We start from the raw sequence: 18446 nt of genomic DNA on the forward strand, positions 1-18446 counted from the left end.
GGGGGATGATGGAAGTGACACAAACTAAATCACCTATTTTAACTATCCAAAACCTTGTCATTAAATTTACACTTCGTGGCAGAGTGCTAACGGCCATTCGTAATATTTCCCTTGATTTATACAAAGGTGAAAGTCTTGCGATCGTTGGCGAATCAGGCTCAGGAAAATCCGTTCTCATGAAATCAATCATGGGCTTGCTCGATAAAAATGGCTACATTGATCAGGGGCAGATCCTCTACAATGATCAGGATTTGGCGCAGTTTAGAACCGAGAAGGAGTGGCTAAGCATTCGTGGAAAAGAAGTGGCAATGGTGACACAGGATCCAATGACATCATTAAATCCGCTGAAAACGATTGGCAAGCAAATCGAAGAATGTGTTCATTTACATCAAAGCTTAAAGGGGAAAGCAGCATATGAAGAAACATTAAAATTGTTAAAAGATGTTGGCATTCACAATGTGGAAAAGCGCTATAAGCAATATCCTCACGAATTTTCCGGTGGCATGCGTCAACGAATCGTCATCGCTATTGCACTAGCATGTAAGCCGAAAATTTTAATTTGTGATGAGCCAACAACTGCATTAGATGTAACAATTCAAGCACAGATTTTACAGCTTCTAAAAAATCTCCAACAAAAATATGGACTAACAACCGTTTATATAACGCATGATTTAGGCGTTGTGGCGAAGGTTGCCGACCGTATTGCAGTTATGTACGCAGGTGATGTCATTGAAATAGGAAAGACTCATGAAATTTTCTTTAATGGCAAGCATCCCTATACTTGGGCACTCATTTCATCATTGCCGCAACTAGGATCAAAAGGGCAGCAGCTTTATTCCATCAAAGGTACACCACCCAATCTTTTTCAAGACATTAAAGGAGATGCCTTTGCACCTCGCAATCAATATGCGTTAAAGATTGATTTTGTAGAGCGTCCCCCATTTTTTCAGGTGAGTGACACACATTATGCTCGTACATGGCTATTGGATCCACTTGCTCCAAAAGTAGAGCCTCCTGAAGCGCTACAAGCCTTTTTCGCAGAAGGGAGACGATACGCGCATGAGTCATAAAGAAGTGTTAGTCGAGGTGAAAAATTTAAAGGTTGTTTTTGGTAAAGGTAAAAATAAATTTACAGCTATTGATGATGTTAGTTTCGATATTTTCAAAGGTGAAACGTTCGGTTTAGTAGGTGAATCAGGATCTGGGAAAACAACAATCGGCCGAGCGATTATGCGTATCAATGAAGTCAGCGAAGGACAAATACTATATCACGGTAAGAAGCTTAATGGCAAAATATCGAAAGAGTGGGATCGAGAAATTACACAGAAAATCCAAATGATTTTTCAAGATCCTATGGCATCGCTAAATGAACGTGCAAAGGTAGACTATATTATTTCCGAGGGACTCATGAATACAAAAAACTTCAAAAATGAGGCTGATCGTCAACAGAAGGTACGCGATGCATTATTAAATGTTGGATTATTACCGGAGTTTTCTAGTCGTTTCCCACATGAATTTTCAGGAGGACAGCGTCAGCGTATCGGCATTGCACGTGCATTAGTAATGGAGCCAGAATTTATTATTGCTGACGAACCAATTTCAGCATTAGATGTATCCATTCGTGCACAAGTATTAAATTTACTAGCAAACCTCCAGCAGCAAAATGATTTAACCTATTTATTCATTGCGCATGACTTATCGGTAGTCCGATTTATTACGGATCGAACGGCTGTTATTTATAAAGGGAACATTGTTGAGCTAGCTGAGACAGAAAAGCTGTTTTCTAATCCCCTTCATCCATACACAAGGGCATTATTATCAGCAGTACCTGAGCCCAATCCTTATAAGGAGCGTGATAAAGTCGTAGAAATCTATGATCCATCACAGCACAACTATGACATTCAGCCACCGTCATTTATAGAAATAGAAGAAGGTCATTTTGTATTGGCCAATGAAGAGGAATTGGAAAGTTACCGAACTTCACTAAAAATGGAGGTTAGCAAATGATTCGTCCAAAGGGATTGAAAAAAGGTGACACAATTGGTCTTATAAGTGCTTCGGGTGCAACACCGCCTGAAAAATTTCTCCCTGCCGTTAAAAGTATTGAAAAATTAGGTTTTAAAGTTGTTGCTGGGGAAACGTGTCGGGCTAGGCACGGCTACTTAGCAGGTTCTGATGAACTAAGAGCCTCTGAAGTTAATCAAATGTTTAGAGACTCCAATATTGACGGCATCTTCTGCATACGTGGAGGTTATGGAGCGACGAAAATTTTACCGCTTCTGGATTTCGATATGATCAAGGCAAACCCGAAAGTATTTGCTGGCTATAGCGATGTGACGGCATTACATATCGCTTTTAACCAAACATGTGGCTTTGTCACGTATCATACACCAATGCCCTCTACAGAATTTATTCGGCCAGAGATGGATCCATATACATGGAATTCCTTTATCGAAAGTGTGACAGCAACAGAACGTACGGGTTACTGTCTTGAAAATCCACCTGGACGTACAATGACAACGCTTGCAGCTGGAAAAGCGACAGGGCAGCTTATTGGTGGGAACTTAACATTAGTTACCGCATCTCTTGGCACACCTTATGAAATTGAGACAAAGGGCAAAATATTATTTTTAGAAGATGTAGACGAGAGTGAGCAACGTGTTGATCGGATGCTTACGCAGCTAAAATTAGCAGGCAAACTAGATGAGGTGGCAGGTATCTTATTAGGGGCTTGGACAAATTGTGGTCCAGAAAATCCAAAACATCCAGAGCATAGCCTATCCCTACAAACAATTTTCCAAGAAATTTTAGGTCCACTCCATAAACCTATCATAAAGGACATAGCTTGCGGTCACATCTTACCAACGATGTCACTGCCACTTGGTCGAACGATCACAATGGACACGGAGAATCAGATGATAAAAGTTATAGAGTAGGTGACATATGAAGCAAACGATAACAGAGATTCTTCAAAATGCACCTTATAAAGTCCATATGTTTGTGAAAGATTGTAAGACTGAGCAATTTTTCATTAGTGAAAAGCTAGAAGACGCGTTTTCTAGTGCTAGCTTAATTAAGGTGCCTATACTGCTAGCTATTCTGCATTATTTAGAAAGCAACAACCAATCATTAGAGCAAGAGCTACAGATAGCACCCGAAGCATGGGTTGATTTTAGTGTCATTAGTGAGCAGCGTTTAGAGCAAAGTACCATCTATGAGCTTTTAGTATGGATGATTATTACGAGTGATAATACAGCAACAAATGTATTAATCGATTTTCTAGGGATGGATGCACTCAATCATTATTTTCGTCAAATTGGGCTTAAGCAAACAATCATACAACGGAAGATGATGGATTTTGAAAGGCTTGAAAAAGGCTTTGATAATACAACGTCGGCAAGTGATATGGCACTGCTATTTTCACGAATTTATCGCAGGGACTTGTTGTCATCGGCATTTAGTGAGCTAACACTAGATATTTTAAGTCGTCAACGTATACACGAATCATTAAGTCGTTATTTAGTAGATGATGTGAAACTCGCTCATAAAACAGGTGGTCTTGATACGGTAGATCATGATGCTGGGATTGTGTACAGCAGCTCTGGGGATTATCTCATTGGCGTTTTCGTAACAGAGGTTACGAATAATGATCATGCAAGGCAGCTAATTGGTCGTATTTCCAAAGTTGTTTACGAGTACTTGGTGAAGCGGAAGGAGCTGATAGAATGAATGCCATTGTGAAGTCCATGATCGCCAATTTACACGCAAAGCCAGATGAAGCCTCAGAATTAGTGGATGAGGTACTATACGGGATGACGGTTCAAATCATAGAAGATATAGATGAGAGCTGGGTACGCATCCAAACCGCATATGGCTATGAAGGTTATTGCAAAAAGGCTAACTTCATAGTTGATAAAACAAGAACAGATACTTGGCGACAAGAAGCAAACCATTTTATTAACCAAAGCTTCGCCGATGTTTTGCTGCAGCCTCGAATTCAGAGTGCGAAAATAAAGACGCTCGTTAAAGGTTCCATCATCTGTTCGCTCGCTATGGAGGAAATAGATCCAGAATGGGCAGCAGTACAATTAGTGTCGGGGGAGATCGGTTATGTACGTAGACAATGGCTACAAGAAAAAATTCCAGAAAACAGCTTATCTGAGCAACAAATACGAGAAAATGTGGTCCAAATAGCGCTTAGCTATTTAGCAACACCCTATCGCTGGGGAGGGAAATCACCGCTAGGTATTGATTGCTCAGGTCTATGTTCAATGGCGTATATGCTAAACGGTGTGTATATATATCGTGATGCCGAAATCGTTGAAGGTTTTCCTATCAAGGAAATATCTCTAGAGCACATACAAAAGGGTGATTTATTATACTTCCCAGGTCATATGGCTTTATATATAGGCGACAACCTTTATGTACATTCTTCACTTGGCGGTAATGAGGTTAATATTAATAGTCTGGACAAACAGCATCAGCAATATCGAAAAGATTTGGCGACATCTATTACCGCTGTGGGTAGCTTATTTAAATAAAAAGTGTAGAGAAGCTTGACGTGGCTTCTCTTTTTCAATTTTTGAGATGGATCGGGAAATTATTGATAGAGATAACCTATTTGCATTATGCTATAATGAAATCAAAATTTAGAGGATTGGGGGATAAGAATTGAATCTAGAGTTAAAAGAGTTGTTACGTTCCGTTTTAAAAGAAGAATTGACACCAGTGCATAAGCGACTTGACGGAATTGACCAACGTTTTGAGACTATTGATCAAAGATTTGACGGAATTGACCAGCGCTTAGATAAAATTGAAAATGATGTGCATGAACTTAAAAGTGATGTACAGGTACTTAAAAGTGATGTGCATGAACTTAAAAGTGATGTACACGTACTTAAGGATGGTGTGCAAGAACTTAAAAGTGATGTGCATGAACTTAAAAGTGATGTACACGTACTTAAGGGTGATGTGTATGAACTTAAAAGTGATGTAAAGGTACTCAAGGATGATGTGCATGAACTTAAAAGTGATGTACACGTACTTAAGGATGATGTGCATGAACTTAAAAGTGATGTACAGGTACTCAAGGATGATGTACAGGTACTCAAGGATGATGTACAGGTACTCAAGGATGATGTGCATGAACTTAAAAGTGATGTACACGTACTTAAGGATGATGTGCATGAACTTAAAAGTGATGTACACGTACTTAAGGATGATGTGCATGAACTTAAAAGTGATGTACATGTACTTAAGGGTGATGTGTATGAACTTAAAATTGGACAAGCTGAGCTTCAGAAAAACATTGTTGAACATTTAGGTGAGTTTACTGAAAAAATTGCTCAGCAGGTGGAAGATAGGACTTACGCTTTAAACAAACGTGTCTTTGATATAGAAACAGTGATTCACAGATTAATAAGTTAATATAAAAAAAATCTCCATGTCAAAATTTGAACGTGGAGATTTTTTACATTAGTATTTATAAATATTTAATTGCTGACCGGCTTCAAGTCTATCAGATCGAAGCTGATTCCATTGTTTGATGGACGTAACTTTAACATTATGAGCCTCTGCAATATGCATAAGAGAGTCACCATCAGCTACAGTAATTGTTTTTTTATCTTTGACAGGGCTGTCATACTGTTGTAAATCATACTTTGCTATTAGTGCATTAAGTTTTTCATTGTATTGTGAATCTGTTGCATAGGAGCCTGTTAAAAAGTTTGTAGCATTTGTATAGGACTTCGCATTGCTTTTAAAAACGCCTGCATAGAAATTTTTATCCCATGAAACCCCATTACGCATTAATTTCACATAATCTTGTAAAGATGCTTCATAGGAAGGATACTTGCGGAATTGAGCCATCACCGTTGTCATATTACCTGATCCATCATCCTCGGATGTTTCAAATGTTACGGAGTTATTTTGGTAACTACCTTTCATACCAAATAAATTGTTATTTGGTGCAGATCCAAGGCCACTTTGTCCATGCTCACTTTCTAAAACGGCTTGCGCAATGATAATCGATGCATACAAGTCATTTTCGGCACCTAGTTTCCGAGTAATTTCAGCAATTGAGCCAATAAACTCTTCTACACTAGGATTATCAGCAACAACTGCAGGCTCTACAGTCTCATTAGTATTGAATAGCTGCGTCACCATAAAAAACGAAATACAAATAACAATAATAGCAATCATAAGTCCTTTGAAAAAATTAAGTAAGTATTTCATTGTTCATTGATGTTGGTAGATTACAACATCTCCCTTCCTCCTTTCTTTTCAATAACGAAATTCATATATTTCTAATTATTCCAGAGTCATTAATAGAAATAAAGTCATGTTTTCTTTTGTAGAGTATATCATTCATAGAACGATAAAACCCTTCATTTAGTTCCTTAATTTCCAGCACATTTTAGAAATGAAAGGAGATTGAATAGTAGTTATACGTACTCAAAAACAGTATACGATTTTCTATGAAAATTATGAGACAAATAGAGTAGAGCGTCAAGAGGACCAACGTTTTGATATAAAACAAAAAATAAGTTTGAAATGACTTTAGATAGTGAAATATATATAGGAACACGGTGTATCTTAAAAAAAGTGTTAGTTCTAGACCTACTATGCATAACGTATATGAAATGAAGTGGATTAAAATAGTAGTTTATTTCTATATTAAAACATTAAGCTAATTTACATAGTGTGTTCTCAAAAGATCAAGGAAAGCGCTCGGCCGGAACGGAAATCACCCCCTCGTTTTGCAGAAGAGCCATTTAGTCGGTGAATAATAGAAAGTAAGATGATGTCTCTCTAAAAAAGGAGCTTATACAATGATAGCATTTGAAAATGTCACAAAAAAATATGTAAATGACCAAGTCGCAGTGAAAGCTATTCATTTAGAGATCAAAAAGGGAGAATTTTTTGTTCTTATTGGACCTAGTGGCTGTGGAAAAACAACATTATTAAAGATGATTAATCGATTAATTCATTTAACGGAAGGAACTATTCGAATTAACGGTAAAAGAATTAGTGATTACAACATTCATGAATTGCGATGGAATATCGGCTATGTCCTTCAACAAATTGCGCTTTTTCCTCATATGACGATTGAAGAAAATATAGCTGTTGTGCCAGAATTGAAGAAATGGGGTAAATCGCAAATCCAGCAACGAGTTCGTGAGCTATTAGATATGGTAGGACTTGAACCAGATAAATATAGTCAGCGTAAGCCAACAGAACTTTCTGGTGGTGAGCAACAAAGGGTCGGTGTTGTTCGTGCATTAGCAGCCGACCCCGAAATCATTTTAATGGACGAGCCTTTTAGTGCTTTAGATCCGATTAGCCGCACAAAATTACAAGATGATCTTCTTGAGCTTCAGCAAACGATACAAAAAACGATTGTCTTTGTTTCGCACGATATGCAAGAAGCCTTAAAACTTGGTGATCGAATATGCGTCATGAAGGATGGAGAGATTGTACAGATTGGTACTCCACATGAAATCATAGAAAATCCTGTTAATGATTTTGTTCGAGAATTTGTTGGGATAAAAGAGTATGGAACTTTCCATATCCAAGCTGTAATTGAACCAATTGATGATGAGGTTGATCAAAGAAATCGAGAGAACACCATTTCCTCCAAGGAGTCTTTGCAGACCATTCTTCAAAAACTAGCTCATTATGAACGTTTGGGTGTGGAAGATCAAGGGGAAATAATTGGCGTTGTCACGAGAGCATCTATGCTTCAATATTTAGCACAGGATTTCTTAGAAAGAGGTACTTTAAATGGTGAATTTTTTTGACGTGTTGAGCGAACGAAAAGGCCAGTTATTGGCATCTTTATTAGAGCATATTCAAATTTCCTTCATTGCACTATTTCTTGCAGTGGTGATTGCTATTCCTCTAGGGATCTATTTAACAAATAAAAAGAAAATCGCAGAAACTATTATTGGTATGAGTGCAGTTTTACAAACGATTCCTTCATTAGCGTTATTAGGGTTATTGATTCCGTTGTTTGGCATCGGCAAAGTACCGGCAATTATTGCCTTAGTTGTTTATGCACTTCTTCCGATTTTACGTAATACGTTTACGGGAATCAATGAAGTAGATCCATCTTTAAAAGAAGCGGCGATGGCGATGGGGATGAATACGCGAAAGCGATTAGTGAAAGTAGAGTTGCCTCTTGCTATGCCTGTTATCATGGCGGGGATTAGAACAGCTATGGTATTAATCGTTGGAACAGCAACATTAGCAGCATTAATCGGAGCTGGGGGATTAGGAGATATCATTTTGCTTGGCATTGACCGAAACAATACAGCTCTAATTATTATTGGGGCTGTGCCTGCAGCGATTTTAGCATTAGTGTTCGACTTCTTACTAAAAAAACTAGAATCACTGTCGTTTAAAAAAACAATGACAGCATTGAGTATGATTAGTGTTGTGGCATTAGTAATGATTGTATTCCCGCTACTAAACTTCAAAGAGAAAGAAGAAATTGTTATTGCAGGGAAGCTTGGCGCTGAGCCAGAGATTCTAATTAATATGTATAAACTGCTTATTGAAAATGAAACAGATTTAAAGGTGCAATTAAAACAAGGGCTTGGGAAAACTTCCTTTGTATTTAATGCCCTTAAATCTGGTAGCATCGATATTTATCCAGAATTTACTGGAACGGCAATTTCAGAGTTTTTAAAAGAGGAAGCCATCAATAATAATCAGGAAGATGTTTATCATCAGGCGAAAGAAGGAATGCTGAATAAATTTGACATGGTGATGCTTCGTCCGATGAACTATAACAATACGTATGCATTGGCAGTATCGAAGCAAATAGCGGAAGCCTATCATTTGCAAACAATTTCTGACATTAAATCTATTCAAGAAACGATAAAAGCTGGCTTCACGTTGGAATTTAACGATCGAGAAGATGGTTATTTGGGCATTCAAAAGCGTTATGGTATTACACTGTCCAACATAACAACGATGGAGCCAAAGCTTAGATATCAGGCAATCGAATCAGGAAATATAGATTTATTAGATGCTTATTCAACGGATAGTGAAATCCGTCAATATAATCTACAAGTTTTAACAGATGATCAGCAACTTTTCCCACCTTATCAAGGAGCTCCTTTACTAAGGGAAGAGACGTTAAAGAAATATCCTGAGATTGAAACAGCCTTAAATAAGCTGGCAAATCAAATAACAGATGATGAGATGCGCGAAATGAACTATCGAGTAAATGTTGAAGGCAAAAATATAGAAGATGTGGCACGAGAATATTTAATAAAGGCAGGACTGCTATAAGACGAAAATCATAGGGTACAAGTAGCTAGAAAAGAGATGCTTATCTTTTATTAACAACGATAATTCACAGATGAAAATTTCGATTTAAAGATATAATTTATAAAAAGGTAGTTAGTTTTTTAAGTGAACTAATTTTTTGTTGTAATGGAAAATTTATCTTAAAATATTTTGTGGATTATTAACATTAACGTCAATTGGGGGAAGCGGTGACTTGAAGAAAAAAGTTATCATTATTGTTTCTTTTTTGGTTGTAATTATATTGTTGCATTCATCACCAAGCATTGCATTAAGAACACATGTGTTTTTTCTTGGTTATCCAAAAGCAGCAATTTCTTCAGGAATTATTGAAGATAAAGAACATAATGAAGTAGATAAAGATAAATTTGCTGAATTAAATGCTAAAGCATACACCCTAACAAATCCTCCAATAGAAAAAGCTACTCAGGGCGAATTAAGAAACTTTCTTGTGAGGAAATTTGGATTTTTACATTTTGCAGAATACTACGGTGATACTTAATACCTTCGTCAAACGGGAGCTTTCGTTCAATTAGGTTAAAAATTATTACACAAAAAGACGTTCAGATATCTGACCGTTTTTTCTGCCGTTTATGTTCCTAATTTACTGTTAAAATCAGTGTCAATATTTACTTAACTTTTAGTGTTTTTCTTCCAATCAACCGAACCGCCAGTGGCAGTGTATAATCTGTGCGAAAGCGAAGCGTCAGCAATAAGTATATCTGTGCGTCAGCGACAATGTATATCCGCGACGACCGCAATGACGCGAAGGTGAAAAGACGTGATCGTATACGTGACTATGTTCTTGGGTATATTGTACTTATTTTCTAATAACTAAGTTAGATATAGCTTTTTTAGTACATTGATAATTATTATTCGAAGAAAGCAACTAAAAAAGATTGAATATGAAAAATAATGGAAATTGAAAAATAAGATCGAATTATTCAATAAACAATATTTGGATATACACTATTTTAATAGTATAATTTCTTCCAGTGCAAGTTGTTTTGGAACTAAATGTGGATTAAAATGGGTATCAGCTCAAAAATTGCTTTGTTTTTACAGTTGAGCCAAAAAAATTTAAAGACACATCTTGGAGGAAGAAATGAAAAAGAGTTTATTTTTAATGTCTTCGCTAATTTTATCGACTTCAATCATTCTTAGTGGTTGTGGAAAAGACGGGGACGAAACAAAGAAAAACGATGAACCAAAGAAAACACAGGAGGAAAAAGGACAAGATAAAGATAAAGTCCAAAAGGAAGAACCTAAAAAAGATCAAGAATCAACTAAAGGTTCTGCTGACTTCGCTCCTTTAATTTCTTATATGGAAAAGGAAACTCAAGGGAAAACTAAAGTTCTTTTTGAAAACAATGAACCACAAGTACATAAAATGGAAGACGTTTCAATTTCACTTGATGCATATTCAGTAGTGGAATTAAAGGATTTCCATACAGATTTTAATATTCCATTTGGTGAACAAACTAATGGTGGCGTCATTTTAGCTAAATATACAGTGAAGAATGAAATGGATAAAGATGTTTATTACATGCCTTCTCTAAGTGTTACTTTTACGGGTGCAAATAAAGATTATTCGAATTATAAGGATTTAATTCCTGAAGAAAGTCAATTACCAACAAAACTAGGCTACAAAACAGATTATTTGTTAAAAGCAGGTGAAGAGGTAACAGGGTATATCGCTTATCCTTTCGGTGAAACAGATTTAGCAAAAATCAATGAACTGGGCACAGTAACAGTAATGGTTCCAAAACCGTTTACTGAAAAAGAAAATTTCGGCTCTACAATTGGTTCAGATGGAAGATTTAATCTTGCTTTATATACGGATGGTTCTAAAAAAGTATCTAGTAATTCGTCATTTTATCAAGATAAAGTAACATTGGACAATATGGGCGAAAAGAAGATGCTGAAGGAAAAAAGCGACATTAATGAAAGTAAGAAAATAGGGGATGTAAATGCTATTCTAGAAGGGTATCAGTTTACACAATTTACACCTAATGAGGTAGAAGCGCCTCGTTTCTCTAATTTCACGAATGGTGTCACTTTATTAACAGTGAAATTTAAGTTGGAAAATAAAGCTACTAGTGAAATTGGCTTATCTTCTATGTCTTCAAAACTATCAGTTAATGATGGCTCACAATATGCATTAAGCGAAGGTATGCTATTAAATTACAATTATAATGAAGTGATTAAAGCTGGTGAAACTGGCGAGCTATTACAAGTATACGTATTAGACCAAGAACAATATGAAAAAATTTGGAAAGATAAAGCCTTTGACATCGAATTGGGTCCTATCCGAAATAAAGGAGCAGAGGATACTTCTAAAGGTAAAAAAGAAACATTTACATTACCAAGATAAATGGCAAGAGCCCTCTCGTAAATTGAGAGGGCTTCATCGTGTTGAAAAACTAAATAATCAAGGGACTATCTGTGAATGTAGTGTCATTTTAAAAGAGGAGAAGAGGTTCGAGCCGCTTCCTCCTCTTTTGATCCATTTGCAAGATCATTCTGTATGTAAAGATTCCATTACTGACCATCTCTTTCAATGTTGTAACTTTTGCTTTTTGTCATAGTATACCTAATTCAGTATGTATGAGGGAATTAAAATTGAACAATATATTTTTAATGATAAACATTAATTAATTATTGAAAAGGATAAAGTGAGATGTATAATTAACAATAAGAGAGGGGATGCTAGGAATGGAACAAATAATCCAAAGTAAAGAATTTCGATTTTTAACAAAAGGGTTACGTTCAATTTTCACAATCTTGATGGTTTTAATCATTTTTGTACTTACTATGATCGGCGTATTATGTGCAGGAGTAATGTTTGTGCCGGAAAATAGTATAAATAATTTTTTGGTACAAGAGAATATAACAGCTTTCGTTCATTTTGAAGGGATGGAAATAGGATTGGCAGATAAGGTAACGGAAAATATTCAGTATACGAAAATGCATGTCGTGAAATTACTATTTACTGCTACAATATACATAGGATTATTATTATTTATCGTTGTCCAAGTAAGAAATCTGTTAATTAATTTAAGTAAAGGAATTATTTTTTCGGAAAAGAATAGTAGAAAAATGGAATGGATCGCTTACACTGTAGTGGTATTAGGCTTGACAGTAGATACATTTCGAACGTACATTGCCTATACAGTTATTGAACAAACTAAATTAGGTGAGCTGTTAGTAGGTACAGGTTTGGTCAAAGGAATAAGCTTTCACTTAGCCGGAATTAATTGGACATTACTATTATGTGGATTAGTCATTTGGACGATAGCACGTATATTCCGATATGGTGCGTTTTTACAAGATGAATATGATGCAACAGCTTAGGAAGTGAAAAAATGACGATAATTATTCGATTAGATCGAATGTTGGCTGATCGAAAAATGCAGCTTAGTGAGTTAGCAGAAAAAGTAGATGTGTCGATTGTCAATCTATCCAACTTAAAAACTGGAAAGGTTAGAGCCGTGCGCTTTTCTACGTTGAATGCGATCTGTAAGGCATTGGACTGTCAGCCAGGAGATATTTTGGAGTATATAGACGATGAAGAATAACCGTGGCCCGAAGAGTGAATGCTATTCGGGTTTCGATTTTTTTGCATGGTAATTGACGAAGTAAAATTAAGAACTATAAAATAAAAAAGACCGTCTGGACGGTTCTTTTTGCTTTGATAGGGGGGATTGTGTGTCATCAAAAGCAGATTTAAAACGATCACATATTATCCAAACGGCGATTGAGTATTTAAAGGACAATGAATTAAGCACTTTAACTTTAGATAAAATTGCTAATAGGGCGAACATCAGTAAGGGCGGTTTACTGTATCATTTTAATACGAAGGATGCCCTTCAAACAGCAATTGCTGAAATGATTTTAAACGAGGTTATACAATCCTATGAACATCTAGCAAGTTTTGAGCAAGGGACTGGGAGACTGTCGAGAGCGTTTATTTTAGCTTCTCAAAAAGATCTTGCAGATGGGGCATCTTTAAATATTGCGATTCAAATATTGCAAAATGACCATTCATCCATCTCAACAGTTTATGAATGTTTATTAGAAGAGTTGTTTCAGGATGGCTTAGAGGCCACCGTTGTTCATTTAATTCGGTTAACAATTGATGGATTGTATTATTCAAAACTATTAAATATCGCACCGATTTCTGCTAAGGCAACAGATGGTGTCTTTGAACAATTAATGCACATGACAAGGAAGGACTAACATACATGAGTGCTCTTGGTTTTTTATCTATTTCAATTATCGCAGAAGTTTTTGCAAGCTCGATGCTGAAACTTACAAATGGCTTTAAACGATTATTCCCTTCAATTGGTGTAGTGGTTGGATATGGAACAGCTTTTTATTTCTTTTCTCTAACATTACAATCTTTAGCAATTGGCACTGCATATGCAATATGGGCAGGAATAGGAACGGCGCTAACGGCGATCATCGGTGTAGTTTTTTATAAAGAATTATTTAATATAAAAAAGCTTATGGGTATTCTGTTAATTATTATCGGTGTAGTCATACTTAACCTTGCTGGAAGCGGACATTAAGGAGGAATTTGTAAATGAAGGGTTATCTATTTTTAGCGTTATCCATCGTAAGTGAAGTATTTGCAACAACGATGCTTAAGTTTTCAGAGGCATTTACAATTCTAGGTCCATCCATAGCTGTCGTAATAGGATATGGGATTTCGTTTTATTCTTTGTCCCTATGCTTAAAAACGTTGCCATTAAGCCTTGCATACGGCATTTGGTCAGGTATAGGTACAGCACTAACAGTAATTGTCGGAATCGTTGTATGGGGAGATATTTTTAATCTTTACACAGCAACCGGAATTACACTAATTATTGGTGGTGTTATTCTTCTAAATCAGGGAGACCATCATAATACGACAACATAACATTCAAAAAGGAAAACGTCCTACTTTGTAAAATTAAAGACAAGTGAATGTATTACAAGTTATTAATATCAAGGCGTTGTTTTTAATGTCACACATTATATTAAATAATTAGTACATCACTTATATTTAGTGGTGTACTTTTTTGTTAATTACCCCTCTAAATGAACTCATTTACTACCACAACAACTCTGATGATGCAAATAGTTACAGCGATTGAATGTTGCGATAAAATAGAACGTATATTCCTGAAATGTACATTCTGTTTGGAGGCAATAGCTTGAAAGAATATAAAGTAAAAGAAGTGGCTGACTTATTAGGTAAGCACGAAGAAACTATTAAACGTTGGATACGGTCAGGCAAATTCCCTAACGAAAACCGATTCCCCTCCAATCACTCCCTTCTAATTTTCTATAAGCAAATACACCACCAACTATATCTACAACTGCTGACATGATAGGATTAATTGAAAAATTAATGAATTACTGTAAGTCATTTCTCATTTGAAAGTTCTACTTTTTTATTAAATTACTAGGAAGATAGATTTAATCTATATTTGATAAACTGATACTAATTATCAATATTTTAAAATGTTTAAATATTCCGATATTCGAATTTGTTTATTTGTGATAAATTGGAAATATCACACTAATTAGAAAAGTGTGACAATTAAAAGCGGAGGGGGAAATGAGATTTGAAAAATTTTAAGTTTACGAAGTTCTTAAGTAGTATTTTAGCTTTCGTTATGGTACTTTCTCTATTGGTTCCATTGTCGAGTGCTAGTGCTGAAGAATCGAAACCATTCAAGCAAGATAGTCAAAGTGAAAGTATAATTCAACAAAAAGCGGCTATCGCTGAACAGCTAAGCTTATCTAAAGATGGTCCAACTCTTCACGAAAGTTTACAAAATCTATCAGGCAATCAAGATGTTGCAGTCATCGTTCATTTATCTGAAAAGCCTGTGGCACTAGAGCAAGGAATGAGCCAACTCAAAGGCCAAAAATTCTCTAATGCCCGAGCAAATGAAGTTCGTTCAAATGTAAAAGCACAACAAGCAAAAGTTTCAAAAGAGTTAGCTATTAAAAAAGTTCAAATGACTCAAGGATACACATTTGATACTGTTTTAAACGGTTTTGCGGCAACTGTGAAAGCCAATGATCTCCCGAAACTGCTTACAGTAGAAGGAATTACATTAATCGAACCTGATGCAATTGTTTACGCATCAGAAGATAATACGATGAAATCATCGGAACTAATTAAGGAAGATCAATTAGAAGCTCAAATGAATACAAGTAATTCTTTCCTTGGCATTGAACAGCTTTGGAAGGAAGGAATTGAAGGACAAGGAATAAAAGTAGCAGTATTAGATACTGGTATTGATGTAGATCACCCTGAGTTCGCTGGAGTTTACAAAGGTGGGAAAAACTTTATTCCAAATTCATCAACATATACGAAGCCTCGGACAGATGACGATGCATCGGAAACATTGCCTTCGGAACGTCCAGTTGGGACACCTGAATTTAATGAAAAGGGAAGCGCGTTTTATACTTCTCACGGTACACATGTTGCTGGAACAATTGCAGCAATCGGAGCTAACGAATTCGGTATTAAAGGAATTGCTCCAAAAGTAGACCTTTATGCTTACCGTGTTCTTGGGGCGTACGGAAGTGGAGCTACATCTGGTATTGTTAAAGCAATTGAAACTGCTGTAAAAGAAAAAATGGACGTTATCAACCTTTCACTTGGCGGGGGTGCTAACTCTGAAACGGATGCTGGTTCATTTGCTATTAATAATGCAATGATGGCTGGAACAATCGGAGTAATTGCAACAGGAAACGAGGGTCCAAATCGCGGAACAATGGGCACGCCTGCAACTGCTCGTTTAGGAATTGCTGTTGGTAACACTACAAATCCAGAAACAATGTATAACGGGGAAGTGAATGTTACAGTTGGGGGCTACAACTTAACAAAACAGCTTCCATTAATGGGAACGACTTTTGCGAAAGATTTAGTAACACAGCTTCAAGGAGAATTTGACCTAGTTGCTGTTCCTGGAAACGGGGAAGTAAAAGACTTTGAAGGAATTGATGTAAAAGGTAAAGTGGCATTGATTTCTCGTGGTAGTATCGCATTCGTTGATAAAATTGCGAATGCAAAGTCAAAAGGAGCAGTCGCAACAATTATTCATAACTTTGCTGGTGGAACGAATGCACCGAACATTTCAGGCACATTCCTTGGTGATTCATTTGAGTTTCTGCCAACATTTGATATGTCCCAAACGGATGGCGCTGCAATACGCGCTGCATTAGCAGGCGGAACAGGGAAAGTAAGCTTTAGTAAATTTGCTTCCACAAAGACACTGGGAGATGATGTAAACGATTCAAGTTCACGTGGACCATCTACACCAAACTTTGATATTAAACCAGATGTAAGTGCACCTGGAACAAACATTATGTCCACGATTCCAATGTATAAAAAAGATTTCCCTGATGCAGATTATGGGGAAGCATATGGTCGTAAAACAGGAACTTCTATGGCAACACCGCATATTGCAGGTATTGCTGCATTAGTTAAACAAGCAAATCCTGATTGGAACGCGTTCGATGTAAAAGTGGCGCTTTCTAATACAGCAAAGGTTATAGATAAAACAAAATACGATGTGTTTTCTCAGGGTGCAGGGCGTGTAGATCCTTATGCAGCAGCTCATCCGGAAATTCTTGCCTATGCACTTGATAGCGCAATTTTAGATGGAACTGGTGTAGTTACAGAAAATTTGAAAGGTACAGTTACTTTCGGTCCACAATCACTTAAAGACCGAGATATTTCTGTAACGAAACAAGTTTTAGTAAAAGATATTAAAGGGAACGGCGGCAATTATAACGTATCAATTGATGTGACAAAAACATTTGGTGATGCAACTGTTAAAGTAGATCAGCCGACATTTAATCTAGTTGGTGAGCAAGTTTTAAATATTACATTAACTGCTTCAAAAGCTACGGCACCAAACGGCTCTGAAATACTAGGGTATATTAACATCAGCGGCGGAGATACAGCAATTTTATTGCCATTCGCAGCTGACTTTGGCGGCGCGGCAGCAACTGCAATCAAAGATTTTAAGATTACAGAAACAGACCTATCCTTTAATGGGGATGGAGTGAAAGACTCAGCTGTACTTTCATTCACATTAACTGGAGATGTAACTACTAACTATATCGAGCTTTGGGATATTATGAATCCTGAAGGTGGAGAATACGGAGACGGCTACATTGGTTATCTACATGCAGGTACTGCGCTAGCAAAAGGCTCTTATACGCTGAATGTCGGTGGGCAGTACAAACCATGGGGAACAAAACCTGCCACAACGATTCCAGATGGTTTGTATACAATTGACTTCACAGGTCTTGCAGCATCAGGAGTAGTTTCCGATTATGTTGGACCAATTGTCGTGAAAACGACTAAACCAGAAATTGCTGGTTCAGTAGCTGAAGGTGTCGCTACAGGACAGGTAACAGATAAGTATATCGACTACAATGAAGAGTTATATTTATATGGTTTAAATTACAATTTAAATGATAAATTAAAAGCTTCCTATATTGCGACGGTAAATGGCCAAGTACAAGCGCCAGTTGCTTTTGAATTAAATCAAGACGGTAGCTTCACATTCCCAGTAACAGCAGAAACAAATGCTATATCAGTAATAATAAATGACGCTGCGGGGAATGTTGGTGAAGCAATGATATATGAAAAAGAAGTAGTAGAACCAGTAGTAGCACTTTCTGTAAATCCAACTAAGCTAGACCTAAAAGCTGGAGAAACTGCACAACTTACGGTAACAGAAACGTCAACGCCTGCAGAAGGTGATGCAACAGAGCAAGACGTAACTTCGAAAGCTACTTATGTTGTTGCAGATGAAAATGTTGCAACAATAGTAAATGGATTAGTAACTGCAGTAGGTGAGGGCAAGACTACAATCACTATTTCATACGGTGATCATGAAGTTACTGTAAATGTTACAGTTAAAGCACCTGGAAATGGCAACGGAAACGGAAATGGCAACGGAAACGGAAATGGCAACGGAAACGGAAACGGCAACGGAAACGGAAACGGAAATGGCAACGGAAACGGAAACGGAAATGGCAACGGAAACGGAAACGGAAATGGCAACGGAAACGGAAATGGAAATGGCAACGGAAACGGAAATGGCAACGGAAACGGC

The 18446-nt window shown here is 36.8% G+C and carries 18 protein-coding genes; 17 read left to right on the forward strand and 1 reads right to left on the reverse strand.

The genetic code is table 11. The features are described from left to right. The first annotated feature begins 5 nt into the window (after window positions 1–5). The 6 genes from ACFXN8_RS01200 (at window position 6) to ACFXN8_RS01225 (ending at window position 5427) form a co-directional block, all read left to right on the forward strand. Window positions 6–1070, forward strand: a complete 1065-nt coding sequence (locus tag ACFXN8_RS01200) for an ABC transporter ATP-binding protein (RefSeq protein ID WP_376072052.1) — start codon at window positions 6–8, stop codon at window positions 1068–1070. After that, window positions 1060–2007, forward strand: coding sequence for an ATP-binding cassette domain-containing protein (locus tag ACFXN8_RS01205; protein ID WP_376072055.1), 948 nt, complete (start codon window positions 1060–1062; stop codon window positions 2005–2007). The genes ACFXN8_RS01200 and ACFXN8_RS01205 overlap by 11 nt, the downstream gene beginning before the upstream one ends. Further along, entirely contained in the window at window positions 2004–2936 is a 933-nt protein-coding gene (locus ACFXN8_RS01210) for a S66 peptidase family protein (RefSeq protein ID WP_386842123.1), read from the forward strand. Before ACFXN8_RS01205 ends, ACFXN8_RS01210 begins: the two co-directional genes overlap by 4 nt. A 7-nt stretch (window positions 2937–2943) precedes the next feature. Continuing rightward, on the forward strand, window positions 2944–3729 hold the full coding sequence (locus tag ACFXN8_RS01215; RefSeq protein ID WP_376072060.1) for a serine hydrolase: 786 nt from the start codon (window positions 2944–2946) through the stop codon (window positions 3727–3729). Continuing rightward, window positions 3726–4541 (forward strand): NlpC/P60 family protein, encoded by an 816-nt coding sequence (locus ACFXN8_RS01220; RefSeq protein ID WP_386842125.1) that lies wholly within the window; start codon window positions 3726–3728, stop codon window positions 4539–4541. Before ACFXN8_RS01215 ends, ACFXN8_RS01220 begins: the two co-directional genes overlap by 4 nt. Window positions 4542–4671: 130 nt before the next feature. Next, window positions 4672–5427, forward strand: coding sequence for a hypothetical protein (locus tag ACFXN8_RS01225; RefSeq protein WP_386842127.1), 756 nt, complete (start codon window positions 4672–4674; stop codon window positions 5425–5427). 48 nt (window positions 5428–5475) lie between these two features. Here ACFXN8_RS01225 and ACFXN8_RS01230 read toward each other — a convergent pair whose 3' ends face one another. Beyond that, the gene (locus ACFXN8_RS01230) at window positions 5476–6201 is read right to left on the reverse strand and encodes a glucosaminidase domain-containing protein (protein ID WP_386842129.1); all 726 of its coding nucleotides are present in this window, start codon (window positions 6199–6201) and stop codon (window positions 5476–5478) included. A gap of 629 nt (window positions 6202–6830) precedes the next feature. Here ACFXN8_RS01230 and ACFXN8_RS01235 point away from each other — a divergent pair. From ACFXN8_RS01235 to ACFXN8_RS01285, 11 genes are all read left to right on the forward strand, one after another. Beyond that, window positions 6831–7799 (forward strand): ABC transporter ATP-binding protein, encoded by a 969-nt coding sequence (locus ACFXN8_RS01235; protein ID WP_386842131.1) that lies wholly within the window; start codon window positions 6831–6833, stop codon window positions 7797–7799. Next, a complete protein-coding gene (locus ACFXN8_RS01240; RefSeq protein ID WP_386842133.1) occupies window positions 7783–9297 on the forward strand; it encodes an ABC transporter permease/substrate-binding protein in 1515 nt (504 codons plus the stop codon). The genes ACFXN8_RS01235 and ACFXN8_RS01240 overlap by 17 nt, the downstream gene beginning before the upstream one ends. Before the next feature lie 211 nt (window positions 9298–9508). Continuing rightward, window positions 9509–9814 carry a hypothetical protein gene (locus ACFXN8_RS01245; RefSeq protein WP_386842135.1) on the forward strand — a complete coding sequence of 102 codons (306 nt, stop codon included), beginning with the start codon at window positions 9509–9511 and terminating at the stop codon, window positions 9812–9814. Between the two features lie 603 nt (window positions 9815–10417). Beyond that, window positions 10418–11686, forward strand: a complete 1269-nt coding sequence (locus ACFXN8_RS01250; RefSeq protein ID WP_386842137.1) for a DUF5068 domain-containing protein — start codon at window positions 10418–10420, stop codon at window positions 11684–11686. Window positions 11687–12027: 341 nt separating this feature from the next. Next, window positions 12028–12666, forward strand: a complete 639-nt coding sequence (locus ACFXN8_RS01255; protein WP_386842139.1) for a DUF2975 domain-containing protein — start codon at window positions 12028–12030, stop codon at window positions 12664–12666. Window positions 12667–12677: 11 nt separating this feature from the next. After that, on the forward strand, window positions 12678–12890 hold the full coding sequence (locus tag ACFXN8_RS01260) for a helix-turn-helix domain-containing protein (protein WP_376072085.1): 213 nt from the start codon (window positions 12678–12680) through the stop codon (window positions 12888–12890). A 130-nt stretch (window positions 12891–13020) separates the two neighbouring features. After that, window positions 13021–13551: a TetR/AcrR family transcriptional regulator gene (locus ACFXN8_RS01265; RefSeq protein ID WP_386842141.1), complete on the forward strand. Its 531-nt coding sequence runs from the start codon at window positions 13021–13023 to the stop codon at window positions 13549–13551. Window positions 13552–13556: 5 nt separating this feature from the next. Next, window positions 13557–13883, forward strand: coding sequence for a DMT family transporter (locus tag ACFXN8_RS01270; RefSeq protein WP_376072090.1), 327 nt, complete (start codon window positions 13557–13559; stop codon window positions 13881–13883). A 14-nt stretch (window positions 13884–13897) separates the two neighbouring features. Continuing rightward, entirely contained in the window at window positions 13898–14233 is a 336-nt protein-coding gene (locus ACFXN8_RS01275) for a DMT family transporter (protein ID WP_386842143.1), read from the forward strand. A gap of 250 nt (window positions 14234–14483) precedes the next feature. Continuing rightward, window positions 14484–14687 carry a helix-turn-helix domain-containing protein gene (locus ACFXN8_RS01280; protein WP_386842145.1) on the forward strand — a complete coding sequence of 68 codons (204 nt, stop codon included), beginning with the start codon at window positions 14484–14486 and terminating at the stop codon, window positions 14685–14687. 237 nt (window positions 14688–14924) lie between these two features. Continuing rightward, window positions 14925–18446 (forward strand): S8 family serine peptidase (locus tag ACFXN8_RS01285; RefSeq protein WP_386842147.1); only part of this gene is annotated, 3522 nt, incomplete at its 3' end.

The sequence above is a fragment of the Lysinibacillus sp. NPDC059133 genome (genome assembly GCF_042755925.1).
Classification (GTDB): domain Bacteria; phylum Bacillota; class Bacilli; order Bacillales_A; family Planococcaceae; genus Lysinibacillus.

What these genes read in the sequence shown, in the direction of transcription:
- ACFXN8_RS01220 (WP_386842125.1), top strand. Translation starts at nt 3,726, where the DNA reads ATGAATGCCATTGTGAAGTCCATGATCGCCAATTTACACGCAAAGCCA.
- ACFXN8_RS01235 (WP_386842131.1), top strand. Translation starts at nt 6,831, where the DNA reads ATGATAGCATTTGAAAATGTCACAAAAAAATATGTAAATGACCAAGTC.
- ACFXN8_RS01280 (WP_386842145.1), top strand. Translation starts at nt 14,484, where the DNA reads ATGTACATTCTGTTTGGAGGCAATAGCTTGAAAGAATATAAAGTAAAA.
- ACFXN8_RS01275 (WP_386842143.1), top strand. Translation starts at nt 13,898, where the DNA reads ATGAAGGGTTATCTATTTTTAGCGTTATCCATCGTAAGTGAAGTATTT.
- ACFXN8_RS01255 (WP_386842139.1), top strand. Translation starts at nt 12,028, where the DNA reads ATGGAACAAATAATCCAAAGTAAAGAATTTCGATTTTTAACAAAAGGG.
- ACFXN8_RS01250 (WP_386842137.1), top strand. Translation starts at nt 10,418, where the DNA reads ATGAAAAAGAGTTTATTTTTAATGTCTTCGCTAATTTTATCGACTTCA.
- ACFXN8_RS01215 (WP_376072060.1), top strand. Translation starts at nt 2,944, where the DNA reads ATGAAGCAAACGATAACAGAGATTCTTCAAAATGCACCTTATAAAGTC.
- ACFXN8_RS01200 (WP_376072052.1), top strand. Translation starts at nt 6, where the DNA reads ATGATGGAAGTGACACAAACTAAATCACCTATTTTAACTATCCAAAAC.
- ACFXN8_RS01210 (WP_386842123.1), top strand. Translation starts at nt 2,004, where the DNA reads ATGATTCGTCCAAAGGGATTGAAAAAAGGTGACACAATTGGTCTTATA.
- ACFXN8_RS01260 (WP_376072085.1), top strand. Translation starts at nt 12,678, where the DNA reads ATGACGATAATTATTCGATTAGATCGAATGTTGGCTGATCGAAAAATG.
- ACFXN8_RS01230 (WP_386842129.1), bottom strand. Translation starts at nt 6,201, where the DNA reads ATGATTGCTATTATTGTTATTTGTATTTCGTTTTTTATGGTGACGCAG.
- ACFXN8_RS01205 (WP_376072055.1), top strand. Translation starts at nt 1,060, where the DNA reads ATGAGTCATAAAGAAGTGTTAGTCGAGGTGAAAAATTTAAAGGTTGTT.
- ACFXN8_RS01270 (WP_376072090.1), top strand. Translation starts at nt 13,557, where the DNA reads ATGAGTGCTCTTGGTTTTTTATCTATTTCAATTATCGCAGAAGTTTTT.
- ACFXN8_RS01240 (WP_386842133.1), top strand. Translation starts at nt 7,783, where the DNA reads ATGGTGAATTTTTTTGACGTGTTGAGCGAACGAAAAGGCCAGTTATTG.